The organism is Nonomuraea sp. NPDC049129, assembly GCF_040648495.1.
Taxonomy (GTDB): Bacteria; Actinomycetota; Actinomycetes; order Streptosporangiales; family Streptosporangiaceae; genus Nonomuraea.
This window is the reverse complement of record NZ_JBEZDU010000002.1, coordinates 342,737-364,072: the sequence shown is the minus strand read 5'-3', so window position 1 is coordinate 364,072 and position 21,336 is coordinate 342,737. Positions and strand designations below refer to the sequence as shown.

At 66.8% G+C, this 21,336-nt stretch carries 13 protein-coding genes; 1 reads left to right on the top strand and 12 read right to left on the bottom strand.

Features of this window, described 5'->3' with window-relative positions; genetic code table 11:
- Positions 1 to 103 precede the first annotated feature (103 nt).
- From AB0B64_RS06690 to AB0B64_RS06680, 3 genes are all read right to left on the bottom strand, one after another.
- A complete protein-coding gene (locus AB0B64_RS06690; protein ID WP_357940894.1) occupies positions 104 to 571 on the bottom strand; it encodes a hypothetical protein in 468 nt (155 codons plus the stop codon).
- Between the two features lie 401 nt (positions 572 to 972).
- A complete protein-coding gene (locus AB0B64_RS06685; RefSeq protein ID WP_357940892.1) occupies positions 973 to 1,161 on the bottom strand; it encodes a hypothetical protein in 189 nt (62 codons plus the stop codon).
- A gap of 144 nt (positions 1,162 to 1,305) precedes the next feature.
- On the bottom strand, positions 1,306 to 1,740 hold the full coding sequence (locus AB0B64_RS06680) for an ATP-binding protein (protein ID WP_357940890.1): 435 nt from the start codon (positions 1,738 to 1,740) through the stop codon (positions 1,306 to 1,308).
- A gap of 222 nt (positions 1,741 to 1,962) precedes the next feature.
- On the opposite strand from AB0B64_RS06680, the gene AB0B64_RS06675 reads away from it, so the two are divergent.
- On the top strand, positions 1,963 to 3,306 hold the full coding sequence (locus AB0B64_RS06675; RefSeq protein ID WP_358175210.1) for a helix-turn-helix transcriptional regulator: 1,344 nt from the start codon (positions 1,963 to 1,965) through the stop codon (positions 3,304 to 3,306).
- A 732-nt stretch (positions 3,307 to 4,038) separates the two neighbouring features.
- On the opposite strand, the gene AB0B64_RS06670 is transcribed toward AB0B64_RS06675, so the two are convergent.
- The 9 genes from AB0B64_RS06670 to mug form a co-directional block, all read right to left on the bottom strand.
- Complete coding sequence (locus tag AB0B64_RS06670) at positions 4,039 to 4,905, bottom strand: hypothetical protein (protein ID WP_357940886.1); 867 nt, start codon at positions 4,903 to 4,905, stop codon at positions 4,039 to 4,041.
- A gap of 72 nt (positions 4,906 to 4,977) precedes the next feature.
- Entirely contained in the window at positions 4,978 to 10,572 is a 5,595-nt protein-coding gene (locus AB0B64_RS06665; protein WP_358175207.1) for a LamG-like jellyroll fold domain-containing protein, read from the bottom strand.
- A gap of 216 nt (positions 10,573 to 10,788) precedes the next feature.
- The gene (locus AB0B64_RS06660; protein ID WP_358175204.1) at positions 10,789 to 11,217 is read right to left on the bottom strand and encodes a hypothetical protein; all 429 of its coding nucleotides are present in this window, start codon (positions 11,215 to 11,217) and stop codon (positions 10,789 to 10,791) included.
- A 91-nt stretch (positions 11,218 to 11,308) separates the two neighbouring features.
- Positions 11,309 to 12,151 carry a serine protease gene (locus AB0B64_RS06655; protein WP_357940878.1) on the bottom strand — a complete coding sequence of 281 codons (843 nt, stop codon included), beginning with the start codon at positions 12,149 to 12,151 and terminating at the stop codon, positions 11,309 to 11,311.
- A 224-nt stretch (positions 12,152 to 12,375) separates the two neighbouring features.
- A complete protein-coding gene (locus AB0B64_RS06650; protein ID WP_358175201.1) occupies positions 12,376 to 13,185 on the bottom strand; it encodes an SAM-dependent methyltransferase in 810 nt (269 codons plus the stop codon).
- Positions 13,186 to 13,204: 19 nt separating this feature from the next.
- Positions 13,205 to 13,648: an acyl-CoA thioesterase gene (locus AB0B64_RS06645; protein WP_357940874.1), complete on the bottom strand. Its 444-nt coding sequence runs from the start codon at positions 13,646 to 13,648 to the stop codon at positions 13,205 to 13,207.
- Entirely contained in the window at positions 13,645 to 19,428 is a 5,784-nt protein-coding gene (locus tag AB0B64_RS06640; protein WP_358175198.1) for a type I polyketide synthase, read from the bottom strand. Before AB0B64_RS06640 ends, AB0B64_RS06645 begins: the two co-directional genes overlap by 4 nt.
- 8 nt (positions 19,429 to 19,436) lie before the next feature.
- Positions 19,437 to 20,687: an NAD(P)/FAD-dependent oxidoreductase gene (locus tag AB0B64_RS06635; RefSeq protein WP_358175195.1), complete on the bottom strand. Its 1,251-nt coding sequence runs from the start codon at positions 20,685 to 20,687 to the stop codon at positions 19,437 to 19,439.
- 126 nt (positions 20,688 to 20,813) lie between these two features.
- Positions 20,814 to 21,329 (bottom strand): G/U mismatch-specific DNA glycosylase, encoded by a 516-nt coding sequence (gene mug, locus AB0B64_RS06630; RefSeq protein WP_358175192.1) that lies wholly within the window; start codon positions 21,327 to 21,329, stop codon positions 20,814 to 20,816.
- Positions 21,330 to 21,336 lie beyond the last annotated feature (7 nt).

Here is a 21,336-nt window from a genome sequence, read left to right as displayed (position 1 = left end):
CTGCAGCCCGTCCAAGGCCAATCACCTCCGCCAAACCGCCGCGCCGCACAAGCCGCGCGAGGCCGAAATAGGTTCGTTAAATGGTAATCGACCTGCTGGCGTACTATCCGAGCCCTCCGAAACTAATGATTTTCCAGGGGTCAGCGCCCGACTGCCTTCCCACCATAAAAGTGTAGGGATAATGGGGGTCGTCATCCGGCGGCTCTTCGTCGCAGCGGCGAACCTCGATATCAACGTCAACCACCTGCACTTGACGGTAGTCGTCACGTTCAGATGTATCCGGCTTTGGTTTGCCCACATCGGCGACCTGCACGTTGGCCCACGTGTCAACCGGATCGTTCGGCCACCTATGGATACTCTCGTAAAATTCCGGCGCCGACAAAGCTATGACCGCCTTGTCGTCACGGGCAGAAATTGCGGCAAGATATGCACGCACTACCACGTCGGCGGCCGCATTGGCTTTTGGCAGGACAACTGCCGGCCCGTGCGAAACGTCACACGCCGAGCAACCACTTATAACATTGATGGAAAACAGTAGACCCAATACTAATACCGCTTGATTGACCTTCATTAGCCTTCCCATTGTACGACTATTTAGCGGGGAGTGAGTGCTCCACACCGAGCCGGTCGTGCGCGGCAGAGCCCAGGGGTCGATGGTGGACCGGCCCTCCGGTGTGGTGGCGGGCTGGTTACTCCAGAAGGTATTGTCCGCCGCCCACGGCGTGGTGATGCGTTGTGCGACTGTGTTTCCAAGGCGTCCGCGCATCATCCACGCCGGTCGTCATGCGTACCAGTCTTGCACGTGCTAAACGGATCGCGCGTCGCAAGCGAACCGGCCGGTGCGGCCGGACCCACCTGTCTTTCTTAACGCTGTCGATCAGAGTGATGATCGGTGTCAGCGATAGTGGTGATGCGGGGCCACCACGAACCCGCAGTCCCTCGAGATGCGACCAATCCAGCCGCCTCGTCTCCTCAGAGGAGAAGGTCGAGGAGTAAGGCGTTCCACTGCGCGTTCGCCTGCCGGGCATTCCATCGGTCGCTTTCGTCGACGATCCGCATGTTCGGCTCGTTTCGGGTGCGTCTGATGAATCGCTGGCCGCCCGCCTGGCACAGTTCGTAGAAGGGGCTGCCGCACCCGCAGGTCCACGCGACGACGCGCACGTCTCGGCCGTGGTCACGCGGCGCGTTCCACGTCAGTCGCTCGGCATGCGATTGGGCGGGGGACGGGTGCGGGCTGATGCAGTGAGGAGGAAACCACGCTTGATCAATAGTCCAGGACACTCCGGTGCACCTCATTTCACGCCCTCACGTTCTCGCCGCACCGGCGGACGTGCCGCTCTTCGTGGACATCTCCACCCACACCACCTGCCGTCGGCAGCCCCCATCGCGCACGCCCCAACCGACCGCAACCGCCTCTACCAGCCACAACCCCCGCCCGCCACACTCGCCGGCGTCGGCGTTACGTACCTCGGGAACGGTCACCGCCGCCCCTTCGTCGATGACCTCGATGTAGGCCGTCGCAGCATCCAGGGAGGTGACCTCCACCGTGACGAACCCGCCAGGCTCGCCGGATGCGGTGTGCGACACGGCGTTCGTGAGCAGCTCACTCACCACCAGTTGGACATCGTCCACGTCCTCATGCCCGGCGACCATCAGCACCTCCCCCACACACCGGCGAGCCACCGACACCGAACGCGTCACCCCTGGCAATACGATCTCGGCCAGGAACAGCCCACTCATTGGGCAACCTCCACGATTCGATCGGGCGCGTTCACGTCCCATAGGAAACTGCCGACCAGCCTGCTGTGGAAGACCGCTCAGCGTGGACACCCGGCCGTGTCAAGTCCCCTCCGGTCCCCTGCTGCTCCCTGAAGGTCGCCGCCATGGTGACGATCTGCTGACCACTGCCTAACCGAGCGTTATCATGGCGCCAGGGCCCGGCCAGGTCTTCCAGGAGGCGCTGTGGACGTCGCACATCACCGCCTGACGCAGGCTCGGCAGCTACGCGGCTGGTCGCAAAAGGACCTCGCCGAACAGGTACTCGATGCAGGCGGTCGCGAGCACGTGAATGTGGCGACCAGCAAGAAAACTGTCTCGCGCTGGGAGCACGGCCAAGTCCCCGACGTCGTCACGCAGGAACTCCTCGTCAAGGTATTCAATCTCCCCGAAGGCGAACACCTGCTGGCTCCGTGGCCGCTGTGGCTACCCGCTCCCGACATTCCCGAGCTGTACTATCCCTGGACCCCCAGAGGTACGGTGGAGGTCCTAGCTGATTCGCTGAGGAGCGGACGTATGGACCGTCGCGGCTTCGTCATCTTGTCCGGCGTCACCTTGACCACGCTTCTCCACGACTGGCTGATCACCGAACCCGAGATCGTCCACGCCGTTACCGGGTCCGGCCGCCGCGTCAGCACCGCGATGATCGGCCGCATTGATGAACGCATCGCCGACCTGCAACGCGCCGATGACACTCTGGGCGGCGGCGACCTGATCGGTGAAGCCGAGGCCCACCTGTCGCTGGTCACCCGCTTGCTGAGCGAGAGCTCCTACACCGAGGCCCAAGGCATCCGCCTCAACACCCAAGCAGCCGACTTGGCACGAATGGCCGGCTGGATGCGCTTCGACGCCGGCCAGCACGCCGCCGCGCAACGCTACTTCCACGCCGCCCTGCGCTCCGCTCACACCAGCGGTGACCGTCTGCTGGGCGCGAACATCCTCGCCTTCGCCGCCATCCAGCAGTACTCCGTGGGCAACCCTCACGACGCCGACAGCATGGTCCGCACGGCTCAAGCCGCAGCACGTGGACGCAGCACCCCGACCGTCGATGCTATGCTGCACGCCCGCCAAGCCAGAGCGCTAGCCAAGACGGGCGATGCCCGCCGCTGTTACCACGCTCTGAACCAGGCCGCTGACTGCCTGAACGAAGGCACCAGCGACGACGACCCACCTTGGGCATACTGGGTCAATCGGGCTGAAGTGGACATGCTGACGGGGTCGTGCATGCTCGACCTAGGCGACCCTGCCAGAGCACAGCAGAAATTCACCGAAGCTGACACCGGATACGGCCCCGGCTACGTACGCACCCACGCTCTCTACCTCACCCGGATGGCCACAGCCCAACTGCAGCAGAAAGACCTCGACCGGGCCTGCGACTCCGCTGGTCAGGCCCTGAGCTTGACGGAGCACATCAGCTCCACGCGCAGTACCGACCACATCCGCGACTTCGTTGAACTGCTGGCCCCTTACCGGACTGAGCCGACAGCTCGCAGCTTCCTGGACCGCGCCCGCACCTTGCTCAGCGTTTGACCATTCTCTGCGATTGAACAGTTGCTAAAGCAAGCAACTGTCCGGCTGCGCAGCCGGACCCGTAGGAGGGATGCGCACCCAGGGGAGCACGGCGATTAGTTGCTTCACTCCATGGTCTTCTGGGCGCGCGAATTATTTAGGCTAGACAATCACAGGGATTCGGCTCACCATCCTTTCGCTTGCGTACACGAGCAGAGTTGCGTTCTCTTCACCCAGGACGCCGGCGAGACAGATGCCTAGAGGCGAGATCCGGCTCGGCTCGCGACAATTCGGTCTGGCAAACTATTGACCTACTCAGGTTGCGGCTGTTCAACTTCAGCTGCGGTTACCGTGAGCGACTGTTGCATATCGGCAAGCATTTTCTTTGCATATTGCAACGTGCGCACAGCCGCGTCTCGATGACGCGGCACCGAGCGAGGTGAACCCTCGCCGAACGCTACGGTGAACTTCGTGTCGCGGTTGCGATGACGAACCGTAGGACCTCGGCCTGGTCTCCCAGTTCAATGAAGCAGGTTGCGGGCCCGCGCCACCTAGGCTCCGCTCGGAGGCGCTGTTACCCCCATGAACACGGACGGCCCGGGTGGCGTGCTCGATGAAGATCGGAGCGATGGACCCGCCTCCGGCGGCGACAGACCTCGACCAGTCGCTTGGCGCCCCTCAGCCCGGCGCCCTCCGGATATGGCTCCGCGCTGAAGTGTTTCGAGTTTTTGAGAGCCCACCGAGTTGTTTTGTTCAGCGTGGAACGATGTCCAAGAACTTCGCCCATGCCACATCCGTGTTCGCGAACAGCGGTGGCAGCAGGTTGGCCGGCGCCGTGACAATGGCGCCATAGATTTTGCCTCCAGCGGCAACGGACCGCAGTTTCGCAAGGCTCAGATCATACTGCTCAAGGAGTGCATCGTCCTCCGGTTCGAGCATTGCAACCCATTCAGAGAACTGACTGACCGTCGCATGAGGATTCATGCACTCTTTGCCCATCCCTCGCTGGACGCAGCTCTGCCGGTCCCAAACAATAGGTTGATCGCCCATGTTCGCAGGTGCTATCAATATTGTCTGAGGAGGGAATTCTTCCGGGGCAACGCCGGCCAGGCCACGGTCCGTGATAGGCGACCTGAACTTCACAAGGACGTCTACATTGACGCTTGGCGCTGACTTGCTCAGAGCATTTATGAGTGCATGCGCGGCCTCGGTGGTCTGAGTGCCCATGCCGTCAGCTGCCGCCAGCAGTGAAGACAATCTATGCTCATCCACGCTGGGCATCGAGATCTTTCCTGAGGCGTTCAACCGGATCTCCGTCCGCAGCCAATCACCGCGTTCTAGTCCGACTGGCCTTCGAGGCCCGATTATGATCGGCATGATCGTCTTGTCCGACATATCCGCTTCACGGTTCAGCATGTTCGCGGTCTGCATCGCGGAAAAGTTAACGTGGTAATCAAAAGAGGTGACGGCGAAGGCGTTCAGAACGACCAATCGCAACCTATTCCTCTCAATATATTCCGCCCAAGGCGATCGTGGGATCGCCGAGTTCACCCAGATCGCAATGACCAAAAGGGCAATGACCGCCGTCAATAAGTAAGCTTTTTTGGGCACCGAGTTCATGCCGGAAATTTTAACAGATGCACAAGCTCCCGGGAAGCAGGTTTCGCTTCCCGAGAGCTCAAACTACGGTGCCTACAGAGGCTGTACTTCGAGCGAGGAGCGGCGCGCTCTCGCGTTGCACTTCGTCACCTCAGGATTGATGTTGCCATAATCGAAGGATCTGCTCGCCTCCACGTACAGGGTGTGCGTGATGGGGAACGACTGGAAGCGCTTCTTTTTGAGCTTTCCGTTGTCAAGCCGGTCCCACGCCCTGGAATCCCACGCCACACGGCTGGTAAGCGTGTGCCGGTATGCGACGATCTTGCAGTCGTTCAATTTGCCTTGAGGGCAACGTCCGACAATGAGCGGGTAGTCGTCCTGTAGTTTATGGTTCCCGATTTTTCCTTTCGCCATAGGGCTGTAGTTCTGACAGTCTTCGCCAGCCGCGGTGGCCAGGGTTATGCCACCAGAAAGGGCGACGTCTCCGATATTCCCGGGGCTGACCTCGAGGTTAGCGCTCTGCGAGTAATCTTTGCGCTGCCAGCCGAAGCAGGCGCTGCTGAGGGCGTACAACTCAGCCCCTTCATCCAGAGCCTTAGCGAATTCCGATCCCCATCCCCACGTCTTGTTGCTGCTCTGAGGATACAGTTGCACTCTATTCTGGAACTTTTTGATCTTCCAGATCTGATCCTTCTTCCAGGACCCTTCATCCTCCGCGTCAGGCCATTCAGAGTAGAGGGTCGTCTTGAAGTACCAACCTTTCTTTCCCAGGGATTGGTTGATTTCGCACGTGAGATTATTGTCAGGATAACTGAAGTACGGAAGGCCGTCTTTCACGATGCAAGAGCCGCCAGAGACGTTCTGGTCGATCGGGCAGGCGGCGGCCAGTGTGGCCGTAGATCCATCGACCATAGAGGAGCAGGCACTGTCATTGAAATCCGTCGAATCCTGGCCAGCGGGAATCGGCGCTTCTATGATGGTCAGGCCCCCGCACCTGTCGTACACGAAGATCGAGATCGTCGCTTCGTCTGGTTCTACTTGGCCTGATGGCCCTGATTCCGTCGAGGACGTCTTCTGCGCAGTAGTCGCATCCGCAGAAGTCTCCTTCCATTTGCGGTGTACTCTGGCGGTCACCCGGGCACCGCCGTCCACCGTCGGTTGCACGACTACATTGTCGACGGTGGTCGTGGAATCAGCTCGTGTGATCCGCCCCTGTTCCAACAACTGGCGCTGACCCACAAGCATTTCATTGAGCAATGAGAGTTGCGCGGTGGAAGGCGATGATGCCACTACTCCAGGCGCATTCCAGACCGTGTCCGCTCGCCCCTCTAAAACAGCATCCTGCGTCGCGAAGTAGTCTTCTATCCGGTCCTTGTACGCTGGTACCGCAGAATCGTCCGCAGCAGTGGCCTTCTGCTGATTGTTCTCCAACACACAGTCATGCGTGTTCGCTGGCGGCGGTGGGGCGGCCTTGGGAGTGGCGGTGGCGGCCTCCCAACCGCTAACGCCGACGGCCGTTCGTGATCGAACTCGGAGCGTATAGGCTGTTTTGTTGGTCAGGCCGCCGATCGCTACGGTGGGGATCGCTACACTGATGGCCTGAACTGTTGCGCCGCCAGCATCGATTACTTCGACGTCGTACCCGTCCAGCAGTAGAGGACCTCCGTTCTCCTCATGTAGGCCCCAACTGGCGATGATGCCGCTGTCGCCTGATTGAACGGCCAGATTTATGATCTTGCTGGGCGGGCGAGCAAGGGAATAAGTGATCGCGAGCGAGATCTGCTCGGCAGCGGATGGCCCACCGAAAGTGACGGCTTCCTCGCGATTGGAGGTCAGCATGTACCAGGTGTAATCGCCGTCGGCTATGTCAGCCTCAGGGGCGGTCACCGGAAGCGTGTAGTTCTTTGCTGCCGTGTCGACGTTTCCGATGAGTTCAGACCCCTTGGTACTCCCGGTGACCTCTTTCTTAAGCGGTGCCGCCGTTATGACCGTGTCCGGGGGACACGTTCCCGAGGAACAGGACGCGCTGCCCAGCTTAAGCATGGCCGTGGTGAATGTTGATCCGTTCGGGACCTCATCCAACTTGAGACCGACGACGGACGCCAGTTTGTCGGTACCACTGCCGCCGACCTGAATTTTGTCGCCATCGGCAAGTGAGCATGGGTTACCCTCACACGCGGTGGGGTCCGTCCTGCCCGTCTTGATGACGAAGCCGTCCTTGCCCAGCGTCAAGTGTCGGACATCCTCGTCCGGCTCTGGCGTAGGGGTTCCAGGAGTGGTGAAGTTGACGGCATTGGTCTTGGACGTACAGACCTCACTGCCTGATCCGTCCGACGTCGTGGCCGCCGCTGTCGATGGCGGCTGAGCCCTGTCGGCCAAGGTAGTCGTGCCGCCCAGTGGGGTGTTCATGTCGGTGGTGATTTCGGTGGCGGCTTGGGCGCGGTTGTAGACGCGTACTTCGTCGATCGCGCCCTTGAAATACTCTCCGTATATCGAGTTGCCGCCGATGTGGAAGGCGCCGCCGTCGTCGAGCAGATTGCCCGTGACGGGGTTCTGGCCTACCTGGCTGCCGTTGACGTACAGCCGGGCGGTGGTGCCGTCGTAGGTGACGGCGAGGTGGCTCCAGGTGTTGACCGGCAGCGATCCACTTCCTGGGACCGTTTCGAGATCGCCGTCGGTGGCCAGCAGACCCATGGGTTTGGAGCCGTTGGACGCGTACAGGCCGTAGCCGAGATCGTCCAGCGTCGCGTTGTCCTTGCCCATGACGGTGCGATAGCCATCGGCGGCGCTGGGCTTGACCCAGGCCGACAGCGTCAGGGCGTTGTTCATCTTCAGCGAGGGTGAGTGGTTGACGGTGACCCAGCTGGAAGTGCCGTTGAAGGACAGGGCTTTGCCGTACTTGCCGGCCACCCAGGAGGTGCTGCTGGAGGTGCCATTGTTGGTGCCGGTCTTGTCGGCGACGGCGGTTCCGGTGCCCGCGTCCATGCCATAGGCGGCAACCAAGCCGCTTGGCGTCGGATTCGGAGTCGGCGTTGGGGTGGGCGTCGGTGTCGGCGTCGGCGTCGGGTTGGGTGTTGGATCAGGGCCGGGGTCAGACGAGCCAGGCCCTGTAGCACAGGCGACCATCTGCCACTTGTACGTACGCCCAGGCTGCACGGTATTCGCGGGCACCTGGAACGAGGCTCGCTCGCCCCCGTTGACCGTACGGGTGCCAAGCGGCGCCGAACCGACCGGTGCGCCCGTGTTGTCATACAGGTAGTACTTGGCCAAAACCGCGCCGCCGGACGGCCGGTTGACCATGCCGGACAAGATCGGCTGGGTCGGGTCGGCCATGCCGGTTTCGGTGTCGCTCGGCAGCATCGGCGCGTCCGAGGTGATCCGGTAGGCCGGGCTCTCGTTGCACGACGGCGGGACGACGCCGCTGCGGCACGCCTTGACCACGAACTTGAAGCTGGCCGGGTTGTCCAGCGTGAACACCTTGTCCAGCGTCTGCCCGGAAGGGATGTTGTTGTGGGTGGTGGTGCTGGGCACGCCGACCAGGGAGCGGATCTCGTCGGCGGTCAGCACGCGCTGGTAGGTGTGTACGTCGTCGATGGCGCCGTCGAAGGTCGCGCCATCTACCAAAACGACACCGCGGCCGATCTCGAAGGCACCGCGGGCATTCCAGTCGACGGTGTGGTCGCGTTCGGCAGCCAGTTCGCCGTCGATGTACAGGCGCATCTTGTGCGCGGATGCGTCGTATTGCGCAGCGAGATGCTGCCACTGGCCGGTCTTGGCCAGGTTCTTGGATAAGACGGGCACCGGCTTGATGCTGGTCTGACTGTCGTCCTCCATCAGCGTGAACATCCACCGCTGGTCCATGTCGGCGGCACCGGAGGCGCTGTAGCCGATGGTGAAGGCCGGCAGCTGGGTGCCCTGCTGTGCGAGGACGGCCTGGTCGGTGGCGGTGGCGTCGAGTCGAGCCCAGGCTGTCACCGTGTAGCTCTGGTTGGTGTTGAGGACCGGTTTGCCGGTGCTGATCAGGCCACCGGGAGACAGTTTGACCGCCTGTCCGAGCTGACCGGGGGTGCGGCTGTAGGTTCCGCTGAGGCTGGCGTTGAAGCCCTTGCCGGTCGAGTCGGCTGCGGTGGTGCCGGAGGTCTCATCAAGCTTCCACAAGGCTGCTTCCCCGGTGGGGAGTTGGGCGGCCGGAGGAGGCATGGTGGAGTCGTTGACCGTCACGGTGTAGTCCAGGTTCGCCGTTTCCGGGACGCTGGACTTGTAGGTGACCTTGACGTTGGTGCTGCGTGCGATGGCGTCGTTGCCGCTGATGGAGTCGATTGATTCGGCGGAGACGGTGGGGATCTCCGGCGGGAGCACCCAGTCCACGCTTAGCTTGGGCACGTTCTGGTTGAACATCAACGGCCAGAACAGGAAGTCCTCGATGAAGTTCTTGGGGACAGGGCTTTCCGAGGTCAGGCTCAGCATCAGGCCGTTGTTGGCGGCGCCCGAGGCCCACTGCTGGGTCATGTTGGTGAGGTCCCAGCTCCACACGGCGCCGGCCGTGCGCGGCAGCGCACAGGGGTCGATGGTGGAGCGGCCCTCCGGTGTGGTGGAGGGCTGGTTACCCCAGAAGGTATTGTCGGCCACCCACGGCGCGGTGATGCGCTGTGCGACGATCCCTTGAAAAGCACTGCAGTTGACGGCGTCCTCACGCAGCATCAACTGCATGGTGGATTTGACCACGTGGCGCCCTGAGATCGGGGCGGTGTCGAAGGCCATCAGCGCGCGGGTGATCCGATCGCTTGCGTTCACTTGCGTTCGGCGGACGAACCCCGGTGACGACTGGAGGCTAGGAGAACTGATCCCGACCTCCTGGCTCACCCCGAGCGTGGTCGTGGGGTCCACGGTGACGGGATACTGTGTGGCCGGGTTGGCCAGCCACTCCGCGTCCGGCTTGAGCACAAGTACGGTCGATGCGTCCTTGCCCTCGACCGTCGTCTTGATCTTCGCCTGGCGGCCAGGGTGCTCAGCGCTCGGCTTGTCGGTCGCCGCGTCCCACATCAGCGGCGTCGGAGCGGACGCCACCTGCTTGCCCTTGGCGGCCGTCAGCGAGAGGCCACCCGACTTGGTCGTCTTGAGGTCCAGCCCGCGTGCCTGGACCGGGATGCGGAACTCGACCGCTCCGGTCGGCCGTTCGCGTAACACGATGTCGTGCCGGAATCCGGTAGCTAAAGCCGTCACCACCAAGTCCGCCGATGGGCCGGCGGCTCCTACGTACGTGGCTACGTTGCCCTTGATCTGAGGGCGTGGCAGCGTCGTCGGCCAGGACAGCCCTAACGAACGGTCCCTGCCCAGCTTCATGGTCGCGAAAGGTTGCGTGCCGCCGGTCGACAGGCGCACGCCGCCCTTGGCGCGCTTGGGCCGTAGCACCCCGTTCTGCTCGACGAGGGAGGTGTCGATCCACTGCCACGAGCCGTCGCCCTGCTTGAGCTGGGCCGGGCCGGAATACGACTCAGTAACCAGATGGCGGTCCGGGTAAGCCCAGGTACGTGACGTCTCCGTGAAGGCCGCCTCTACGGGAACCGCCTCGTTGCGCCTCACGGCCTCCTCCACGGCCGCGCGTAAAGCCGCGTCCGGGTCCTCGGGACGCGGGAAGAAGGTCTTCGTCGAGCCGGGAGCGCTCCCAGCGGGCACCGGGTCGGCCATGGCCGACGAACACATTATCTGTAACATCTGGAGCCCCAGGACGATGGAGTGCGTCCGATAAGAGCAAGATCCAGTCTGACGAGCGGCAACACGGCCCGCCTCAATGCCCCCGGAACGCCGACAGGGTGGTTTCGGGCACACACATCGAGCGACATCTCCAGGGCCGGATCTTTATAACCGCTTTACAACGCTAGCGACCAACCGGGGCCCCGCGCCTCATGTCACGACCCGGAGAGGGCGACGCTGAAGGTCACGCGTGGCCAGGAAGAGGAGCACGGCCCAGACCGCGCAATAGCCGCCGAAGACCGCGCCACCGCGGTCGGTGAGCAGCGCGCCGCCCAGCATCCCGACAGCCCCCGCCGCCGCCATGGCGGTGCACAGCCACAGCAGTACGAGCAGGACCACACGCGGCCAGCACCTGTCGAAACGCACCTGGGCGGCCAGCAGGAACACGATGATCAGCAGCCCGCTCCCGGCGTTGGCCCACTGAGCCGACGCCACCTCGCCCGGCCCGTAGCCCTGATAGCTCTCGGGCGAGACGTGCGGGCCGCCCGTGACCCCCAGCCGCCCCTCCAAGGCGAAGAAGACCTTCGACACCACGTAAAGCCCGGTCCAGCCCATGGCCGCGTAACCCATCGTCCTCATAGGCGATGACTGTGCCAGCGACGAGAGCCGTCCGGGCTCCCCCGCTCGGGGGAGCCCGCCCCCCATAGAGGGGGATCACCGTCCTAGTGGGTCACGCCTCTATGGTGCGAGTGATCCAGGAGCGGTAGTGGGTCACGTCCGTCCAGACGCCGACCCCCGGCCCGCCATCGGGGTTGGTGGAGCAGCCGGCGCCGCCGCCCATCCGCTCGTCCACGTCGTCACCGTCGCGCGAGGTGGCTCCGATCAGCTCCCATCGGCCGGCGATCTTGCGGATCTGCGGGCCGCCGGAGTCACCGTGGCAGGCGCTGGCCGCGCGCCCGGCGCTGTCGCTGGTGCACAGCTCGGTGCCGCTGTTGAGGTCGACGCAACGGTTGTCGGATACGCGTACGGTGTCGAGTTCCTGCAGCTTCTCGGAACCGTTCTCGCATCTCGCCATGCTCTCGCAGGTCATGCCCCAGCCGATGACCCGGCTCGGGTCGCCCACTCGGCCGGGGCTGTCGGCGATGCGGATGGGCGCGAGGTTCACTCGCCGGTCCAGCTGGATCAGCTCCAGGTCGCCCTTGCGCTCCCCGCTCGAGTCGCGGCCGCTCCAGTCGGGATGGGTGACGATCCGCTTCACGCGGGCGACGACTCCGCCCTTGTCCCGGTCGAGGGAGCCGATGCGTACCCGGGTCTCGCCGGGTTTCATGAGTCCCTTGCAGTGGGCGGCGGTGACGACCCAGTCGGCGGCGATGAGGGCACCGCCGCAGTGGTGGTTGGGCACTTCGCTCAGCCGGAAGGACGCCATGAACGAGTAGGGCTCCGTCGCGTCCCTACCTCCGATGATGGCGGCGTGGTTCACGCCCGCAGCGGCCGTGGCGGTGGTGATCAGTGCGAGCCCTAGAGCCATGAGGGTGGCCAGCGCCATTGATCGCCTGCTGATTGCCTTGAACACAAGTCTCCTATCAGTTGGGGCGGCTGAGGAGACACTTTGAACGCTGCGAACTCAACGTGATGGCAGCCGCACCGGCCCGTGATCTGAGGGGGGAATGGTGCTTCGTGGCTGGTCAGAGGCACCCGCCACAGGCCAAGGGTACCTACGGGCGCAAATGGTCGGCACCGAACGTGATCACACGATCACGAAACGATCACTCAGCGACCATCGCGCGACCATGCTGGTCAGCGGTCCGCGATGAACAGGAAGTTCCGGGGGAAGCCCATGACGTCCCGGGGCAGCGGCGGATCCCACGGCCACCGGCCGTACGAGGCGCCCTCCTCCCCGGGGGTCTTCAGCTCCGTGACCCGCCAGCCGCACCCCGACAGGAACTCCTCCGGCTCGTCCGTGCCGAACAGCCACGGGCAGCCGTCCTCCGTCAGCCTGCGCAACCCTTCCGCCGAGAACGCACTGATCATCGACTGGTGGCTGAGCAGATCCCCGGCGAGCACGCTCCCCGGAGCTGTGATCTCCGCGACAAGCTCCACCAACCGGCGAGCGTCAGGCTCCGGCATGTAGAACAGCAGCCCCTCCACCACCCACAGAGTCGGCGCAGCCGGATCCCAGCCGGCCTCCCGAAGCGCCTGCGGCCAGGCGCCGGTCAGGTCGGCGCCGACGGCCCGGCGAGCGCAGCGGTGCTGGGCGCCGAGTTCGGCGAGCCGTTTGTCCTTCTCCTCCAGCAGGTCGGCCTGGTCGATCTCGTACAGCATGGTCTCGGGAGGCCACGGCAGCCGTACGGAGCGCGTGTCCAGGCCGGCCGCCAGCAGCACGACCTGTCCGAGGCCGGAGCGCTCGGAGATCACGTCGTCCAGATAGCGGGTCCGGATGGCGATGAACTCGCCGACGCCCGGGTTGTCGTAGCGGGCGAAGAGGGTCGCGCCCTCCTCTCCGGCGAGTTCCTCGGCCAGGTAGTCGGTGAAGAGCGCGTCTTCGCGTCCCGACTCCTTCGCCCTGGCGGCCGCGGTCCAGCGGGCGGTGGCGGAAACAGCGTGCATGGTCATTCCCTTCGAAGGATCAGCGGCGCGGGCTGCGTACCTGTTCGAGCAGGCGCCGCATCTGCTCCGGAATCCGGGCCGGAACCAGGTGGCCGTTCTCGTCGGGACGTACGCAGGCGATCCGCTGCTCCCCGGTGGCGACCAGTTCCTCGCCTCCGTCCGGGAGCTGACGCCAGTACTCGTAGGTCATCACCGACTGGGTCTGGCCCAGCTCTCCCTGCCGCATTCTGATGACCACCTCGTCGAAGACCGCCAGTTCCCGCAGGTAGTCGCAGTGGCAGCTCACGGTCAGAAGGCGCACCCCGTCGGCGAACCCGGCCACCACGTCGGGGACGAAGTCCCGCAGGAACATCTCCCGGGCGCGGCCCTGCCAGCGGATGTAGTTGACGTAGTTGACGTTGCCGAGCAGGTCGGTGTCCTCGATGCCCACGACGTGCCGGTATTCGTACGCGTCCCCGGTCATCGCAGCTCTCCCGCCTTGCCGGCGTTCGGGTCGGTCGCGGCCAGGATCGCGAGTACGACGGGGGCCGACACACCGCGCAGCCTGGTGGACATCGTCAGGATCCGGTCATCGCCGGCGACCAGCCCCACCCAGCCGCCTTCCCGCGCCGAGTCGAACGTCACCGCGGCGTCCACCGGCCGGCCCGCCTTCACCAGGCACTCGGCGGCCGTCCAGATCCGCGTGGCCGCGGTGTCGAAGTCCTCCCCGGTCTCGTCCGCGACGGCCTCGGCCAGCGCGAGCCGGTCGGCGCCGAGCAGCGTCGACCAGGTCTGCCTGCTCCGGGGCGTGACCGTCTCCAGATCGCACCCCGGAGTGGTCGTCGCCATGGTGACGCCCGCCGAGTGCGCGATCGACACGGTCTCTCCGCCCAGTACCTCCGGCTTGCCGTCCGGGCGCCAGACGACCTCGGCCTCGGCACCGAACAGCCTCTGGATGGCCAACCGGCTGGCCTGCCGCCGCTCCAGTCCGTCGCCGTCGGTGTCGAACAGGACGCGGCCGGCCAGGTTCTGCTCGATGAGCACGTGCTCCAGGTACGAGCCCAGCAGCATGGGGACCCACTCGCGGGGCACCTCGTACTTGCTGACCAGCTGCGTCCGGAAGCCCTGCCAGGTCTCGATGACGTCGCCGTCGCGGTCGGTGACCTCGATGTCCCAGCACTTGTCGTCGAAGCGGTGCCGGATGTAGACGTCGGTCGGCTGCGCGCCGGTCGACGGGCCCGGCACGATGCGCTCCACTCCCGCGGGGATGGCCAGTACGGTCGGCCCGCAGGTCTGCATCGGCTGCATGTAGGCGTCCCGGGCGGCCGGGTCGCCGAGCAGCAGCCGGTCGGGGAGATACCGTCCGAACCAGGAGGAGCCGGTGCCCGCGAGGAGCCGGCCCGTGACGTGCTGGGCGCCGGTGCGGTGGACGCTCTCGACGAGCTTGAAGCGCGGGCCGTGGAAGAGCATCGGCCCGTAGAGGTCCGTCGCGGGGTCGAAGGCCAGCGGCGGCAGCGTCACATCACCGGGCCGAGTGAGCCCAAGGGCCTCCGGCTGGGCGCCGGAGTAGTCGCAGACCGCCCGGAAGTGGTCGATCTGGAATTTGGTCGTACTCGTACGAACCGCCGTGACGACCCGGCCCGGCCCGGTACGCAGCGCCGCCACCCGTACCGTCACCGGAGCGTCCTCGGTCACGACGATGGCCCGGAGGAATTCGACGTCCTCCAGAACCGGCACGGTATCCGTGCCGAGCAGGCCGGCCGCGGCCTGAGCCATGATCTCCATGCCCACCGTGCCCGGCACGACCGCCCCTTCTCCGCCGCCGAAGACGTGCTCGGCGAGGTAGGGATCGCTGGCCCAGCCGACCTCGGAGTCGGCCACCAGCTCGATGCCGGGGTAGTAGACGCGCGGCTGCTCCAGGAAGCGCAGCAGTGGCAGATCGTCACCCCTCTCAGAGCCGGCGCTGAAGGTCACCGTCGGCATTTCGCCGAACCGGCCCGTAACCACGGTGACGACGGGCGCGCCGGGGTCGGCGATCAGCTCCCGGAGCATGGCCACCCCCTGGTCGGGCGTGATGGTGGTGACGCCCACCCGGGCGAGGTTCTCCACCGAGCCGAGCCGCTCCCCCATCCCGACACCCGACCACAAGGACCACTCCACGGCCCGGCACCGGCAGTGCGGCAGCTCGCGCGCCAGCCGTTCGACGAGGTCGCTCTGCCACTCGTTGGCTATGGCGTAGTGGGCCTCACCCCGCAGCCCGGCCCGCCCGGTGATGCTGCCGAACGTGACCAGCAGCTTCAGCGCGTCCGTGCCGACGGCCGCGAGTACCGCTTCGAGCCCTCCGACCTTGGGGTCGATCGTGGCCGCGTAGTCGGCGTCGGTGAGTTCCCCGAGCAGTTTGGGCACGTTGCCACCGGCTCCATGGAGGATGCCGGTGACCTTGCCGAGGTGTCGTTCGATCGCGGCGACCGCTTCGGCCACCTGCGCCGCGTCGGTGACGTCGGCGCGCACGTAGCGGGCGGTCACTCCGGTCGCCGCCATCCGCTCCAGGTTGGCGGCGAGTTCGCCGTCCTCCTCCGGATCGGATCGGCCGAGCAGGGCCAGCCGGGTGCCGGTCTCCTTGGCCAGGCTCAGCGCGCATTCGGCGGTGATGCCCTTGCCGCCGCCGGTGACGAGCAGCACGTCGTCGGGGCCGAGTGGGAGCTCGGTGCCGGCGAGCTCCACCGGCGTCAGGACGGGCTCTGTACCGATGCCGTCGGCGTCGTAGAAGACCTCCTTGAAGTGGTCGGTCGCGGTGACCTCCGCGGTGATCCACGCGGGCGCCTCGGCCGCGTCGAGCGGGAGCGTCACGACGGTGGTGGCGACCCAGGGCGCCTCCAGGTGCAGGCTCTTGGCGAAGCCGGCCCCGCCGGGCTCCTCCTGGACGATCGCGCAGCGGGTCACCTCCTTGCCCGCGAGCACCGCCTCGGCGGCGGCGCGCAGCACCGCCAGCCGTTCGGCACGCGGGCCCGAGGGGAGGATGACCAGGACGCCGGTGCCGGTGGCCGCCGCTTCGAGCGCGGTCCGGACGGCGTCGGCGGCGAGATGCTCACCGATGACCTGCCAGGTGCCCTGGGTGCGCGGCGCCGTACGCCCCGACGGGGTGCTGTCGCGTCTCCCGACGGCGAAGCTGTGCACCCAGGGCGCGATGCCGGGCGGCACGATGCGGGCCGCCGCCGTCTCGGCGTCCTCGGCCGGGGCCGCGCCCGTCGCGACCAGCTGCTCCAGCGTCTCGGCGACCTGGCCCAGGGTCGCGGTGGCGTACCCGGTGGGCGCGGCGGGCTCGGACAGCCCGAGCCGGCGCATGGCCTCGCCGACGAGCTCGCCCACCACGATCGAGCTGAGGTGCAGGTCGTCCAGGAACTTGCTGTCCGCCTGCACCGACTCCAGCGGGAACTCGGCGTGCTCGGCGACCAGCCGGCGCAGCAGGAGGAGCGGGTCTCCGGTGGGCTCGTCCAAGGAAGAGGAGGCCGACGCGGGAGCGGCGGCGCTGACCAGCAGGGCGGAGTCGATCTCCGGGACGACCTCGCACAGGTTGGTGATGAAGGTCGGGGTGGCGGCCGGGTCGAAGGCGCGGGTGAAGCGGTCCTCGAACAGCTCCCCGACCTTCACCCCGGCGCCGACGGCGAACGCCGCGCCCAGCGTCTGCAGGATGCCGGCCAGGGAGTCGTCGTCCGTACGCGTGGCGACGGCGGGAACGTCGACGATGTCGCGGGCCAGCTGGGTCAGTACGAGCCCGGGTCCCACCTCGATGAGCAGGTCCGCGTCCTTGGCCGCCACCGTGAGCGCCTCGATGAAGCGGACCGGCGCGGTGATCTGCTCGCGCAGCAGTTCGAGGGGCTCGCCGACGACCGGCGCTCCGGTCACGGTCGAGATGACGTGCCGGCCGACGGGCTCCGGCCGCTCTTCGGCCAGCCGGCCCGCGAAGACGTCGGCGGCCGGAGCGACCAGCCGCGAGTGGAAGGCGTGCGAGACGGGGAGCCTGACCGCCGGCAGGCCCTGGCGGGTGGCCCGCTCGACGACCCGGGTCACCGCCTCGGCGGGGCCCGACACCACGGTCTGGCGCGGGGAGTTCAGGCCGGCGACGACCACGGGATCGTCGCCGAGCAGCGCGGCCACGGTGTCGTGGTCCGCGGTGACGCTGGCCATCGCGCCGCCGCTCTCCGACAGTTCGCTCATCGCCCGTCCCCGGGCGGCGGCGATCCGCAGCGCCGCGGCCTCGTCGAACGAGCCGGCCCAGTGCAGCGCGACGAGCTCGCCGAGGCTGTGGCCGACCGCGGTCCCGGCTTCGACGCCCAGCTCGGACAGCACCCGCAGCCCGGCCACCGAGGCGGTCACGATGCGCGGCTGGGCGACGGCCGTCTCGACCTGGTCGCCGCCGGTGGGCAGGGCCGCCATCTCGTACAGTTCGTCGACCGAGTCGAAGCGGCGGCGCAGCGCGCCCCCGTCGGCGCGGGTGCCGGAGCCCTGGCCGGGGAACATCAGCACGATGCGCGGCAGCTCGCCGAGCGTGCCGAGGAAGACCCCGGCCGCGCTGTCGAGGTGCCGTTCCGTGCCCTGCCCGGCCAGCTCGGCGACCTGCCGCAGCCGCTCGGCGAGCGCGGCGGGCGTGCCGGCGACCACCGCGGCGCGGCTCGGCCTGCGGCCGATCTTCCTGGCCAGGTACGCGGCGAGGTCGGGCAGCTCGGACCGGGACAGGCCGACCGCGATCTCGGCTAGGCGCTCCGCCTCCTGCCGCAGGTCGGCCGGTGAGTCGGCGTCCAGGCAGAACAGCTCCACGTCCTGGGGGGAGTTCATGAGCGTCCGGGTCCGCCCGTCCAGGCGGGGGCGGCGCCGGCGCGGAGACTCGATCACCACGTGCGTGTTGATGCCGCCGAAGCCCATGGCGCTGACGCCCGCGCGCAGCGGCGCGTCCTGCGGCCATGCTTCGGCCTTGCGGAGGGTGCGCAGGGCCGGGGAGTCGCCGGAGAGGATCTTGTGGGGCCGTTCGCAGCCGGTGGTCGGCGGCAGCACCGCGCTGTTGACCGCCATGACCGCCTTGATCAGGCCGGCCATCCCGGCGGCCGCCTTCGTGTGGCCGATGTTCGCCTTGATCGAGCCGATGACTGCGGGCCGCGCGGCCGGAGCGGCCGCCTTTCGCGCCTCGGAGATCGTCTCCAGCTCCGCGGCGTCGCCGACGGCGGTGCCGGTGCCGTGCCCTTCGAAGTACGGCACCTCTTCGATGCCGAACCCGGCGCGCTCGTAGGCGCGGTCGAGGCAGAGCCGCTGGCCATCGGACTCCGGCCGGGTGATCCCGCCCGCTCCGTCGGAGGAGACGCCCCAGCCGGCGATGAGGGCGTGGATGCGGTGGCCCCTGGCGACGGCGTCCTCCTCGCGCATCAGCACGACCATGCCGGAGCCTTCACCAGGCCAGAAACCGGCGGACCGCTGGTCGTACACGCGCATCTCGTCGACGGCGAGCGCGCCGGCCCTGGAGAAGCCGATCAGTTCGTTCGGGTCGATGCTGATGTCCACCCCGCCGGCCACCGCGACGTCGAGGTCGCCGGAGACCAGCGCGTTGCAGGAGGTGGTGAGCGCCAGCAGCGACGAGGCGCAGGCTCCGTCGACGGCGTAGCCGCCGCCGTTGAGGTCGAAGTGGTTGCAGATGCGTCCGGCGATCGTGTTGGACAGGCCGCCGGCCAGGTAGTCGCCGTCGGGCACCGGGAACGGCGCCTTGTAGTCGTGCTCCATCCGGCCGAGCAGCTCGGTGAGCTGCTCGGTGTCCAGCTTGCCCTCCAGGGCGTTGGCAACGATGCGGCGTACGTACGGCCAGCGCAGCCTGATCCCCGCCGCGCGCTGGCCCTCGCCGGTGAGCGAGTTGCCGATGACCACGCCGGTGGTCTCGTGCGGCGCGCCCTTGCCGTCGGGGAACCCGGCGTCCGCGAGCGCCTCGGCGGCCACCTCCAGGGCGAGCCAGTGCACCATGTCGGTATTGCGGAAGGTCGTACCGGCCACCTTGAAGCGCAGCCGGTCGAACTCCCAGTCGCGTAACAGCGCCGCCTCGGTCGTGTAGAAGTGGTCGGGCGCCGAACGGTCCGCGGACCAGTAGTCGGACAGCCGGATGCGTTCCGGGGGCAGCCGCCGGAACGACCTGCGGCCCGCCAGCGCGTTGTCCCACAGCTCACCGGCGGTGGCGGCGTCGGGAAAACGGCATGCCATTCCTACTACGGCGATACGAGAAGTCACGGGCGTCCTCAAATCGAATTCGTTTTGCCGTTGCGGAGGCGGTGGAATGCGTTGACCCGCGCCGCGCGCAGCAGCGAGCCCGGTGACGCGAACTGTTTGACGTCGATGAGCCGGGAGGCGAAGTCGTAATAATGCCTGGCCGCTCCGGCGTCGCGGGCCGCCGCGGAAAGCAGCAGCCGCTCGAAGACGTTGAACGGCCGTACGGCCGAATAGTCCTCCATCAGCTTGTGATGGCTGTCCAGGGCCGCGCGGTGCGCTTTGCCGTATTCCGCCAGGCCCGGCAACACGTCGCCCTGGCTCGCCACGGCGCCCCCGACCGCGTCCACCAGCCACTGCGCGGACTGGAACGCCCAGCCGCACCCGACTCCCCACAGCGGGTCGGTGGCCAGGGCCGCATCGCCGACCAGGGCGAGCCCCGGTCCGTACGGCTTGCGGTAGACGTTGGGCAGGTCGAGCGTGCCGACGATCTTGGAGACGCGTTCGGCCTCGTCGATGCGGGGCGCGTCGGGCAGGGCGCGGACGAACCGTTCGAAGCTGCCTTCGAGGTCGGCGCGGAAGGCGGAGCTGTGCTGTTCCTTGCTGGGCGAGCAGGAGATCACGGTGACGCCGTTGTCGTTGGGGAAGGCGAAGGCGGTGTCCGGGTCGAGGAACCACACCCGGCTCGGCGCGTCGTCCGGCAGGCCACGGTACTGGGCGAAGAAGCCCAGCCGGTTGTTGGCGCTGAGCCTGACGGGCAGCCCGCTGAGTGCGCCCACGGTCGAGTTGCGCCCGTCCGCGCCCACGACCAGCCGCGCCGTCAGCCGGGTCTCGACGCCGTTGGCGGTGACGCGGACTCCGGTGAAGCGGCCGTCCTCCTCCAGGAGCCCGTTGACGTTCTGGCCGAGCCGGAGGTCGACTCCCGGTGTCTCGGCGGCGAGCCGTCTGAGCAAGGGGTCCAGGGTCTGGCGCCGGATGTTGAGTCCGTGCGGAAGCGGCTCCGCGCCGGGCGCGGGGCGCGGCTCGATCCAGCCCCAGGGGGTCCACAGGTGGGTGACGTGCCGGTGCGCCCCGGCCTCTTCGAGCAGTGGCAGCAGGCCCAGCGTCTTGATGACCGGCAGGCAACTCGGTTGCAGCGTATGGGTGCACAACACCTTGTACGCGTCCATGCCGGAATGCTTTTCCAAGAGCGCGACGCGAGCTCCCAGATTCGCGAACAGTATCGCGCCGGCGCACCCGGAAATGCTTGCGCCGACTATGACGACGTCATAGTCATCTGTCATGCGATATTTCCCTACGAGGCTACGGCGAAGCCCACTCCCGCCTACCTGGAAGTGGTTGAACCGTAAACGGGGATTGCGTTGATCATTAAAGAGTTACCCGATAGTAGGGAGCGAGCTCTGAGATCGTCAAGAGTTGCGCGAAGGCCACCCGATGTGCTCGCGCAGCAGCCGCAATTCGGCGGCGATGCCGGCCAGGGTCCAGTGGGCGTTGAGGCCGCTCGGGTTCGGCAGCGCCCACACCGGCACGCCGCCCACCGGCTCGGGCTGGAGACCGATCCGCGCCTTCGGCCGGGCGAAAGCCGTCCGGTACGCCGAGATCCCCAGCACGGCCAGCGCCCGGGGCCGCACCGACGCCACCAGCCCGGCCAGCCGGGCTCCGCCCTCGATCAGCTCCTCACGGGTCAGCTCCGACGCCTTGGCGCTGGGCCGGGCGACCACGTTCGTGATGCCCAGCCCGTACGACGGCAGGAGGTGCTGCTCGGCCGGGGCGAGCAGCCGGGGCGTGAACCCGGACAGATGCAGCGCGGGCCAGAACCGGTTGCCGGGGCGGGCGAAGTGATGACCGGTGGCCTCCGACATCAGCCCGGGATTGATCCCGCAGAACAACACCTCGACCGAGGGACCGAGCACGTCGTCAATCACGCACCGG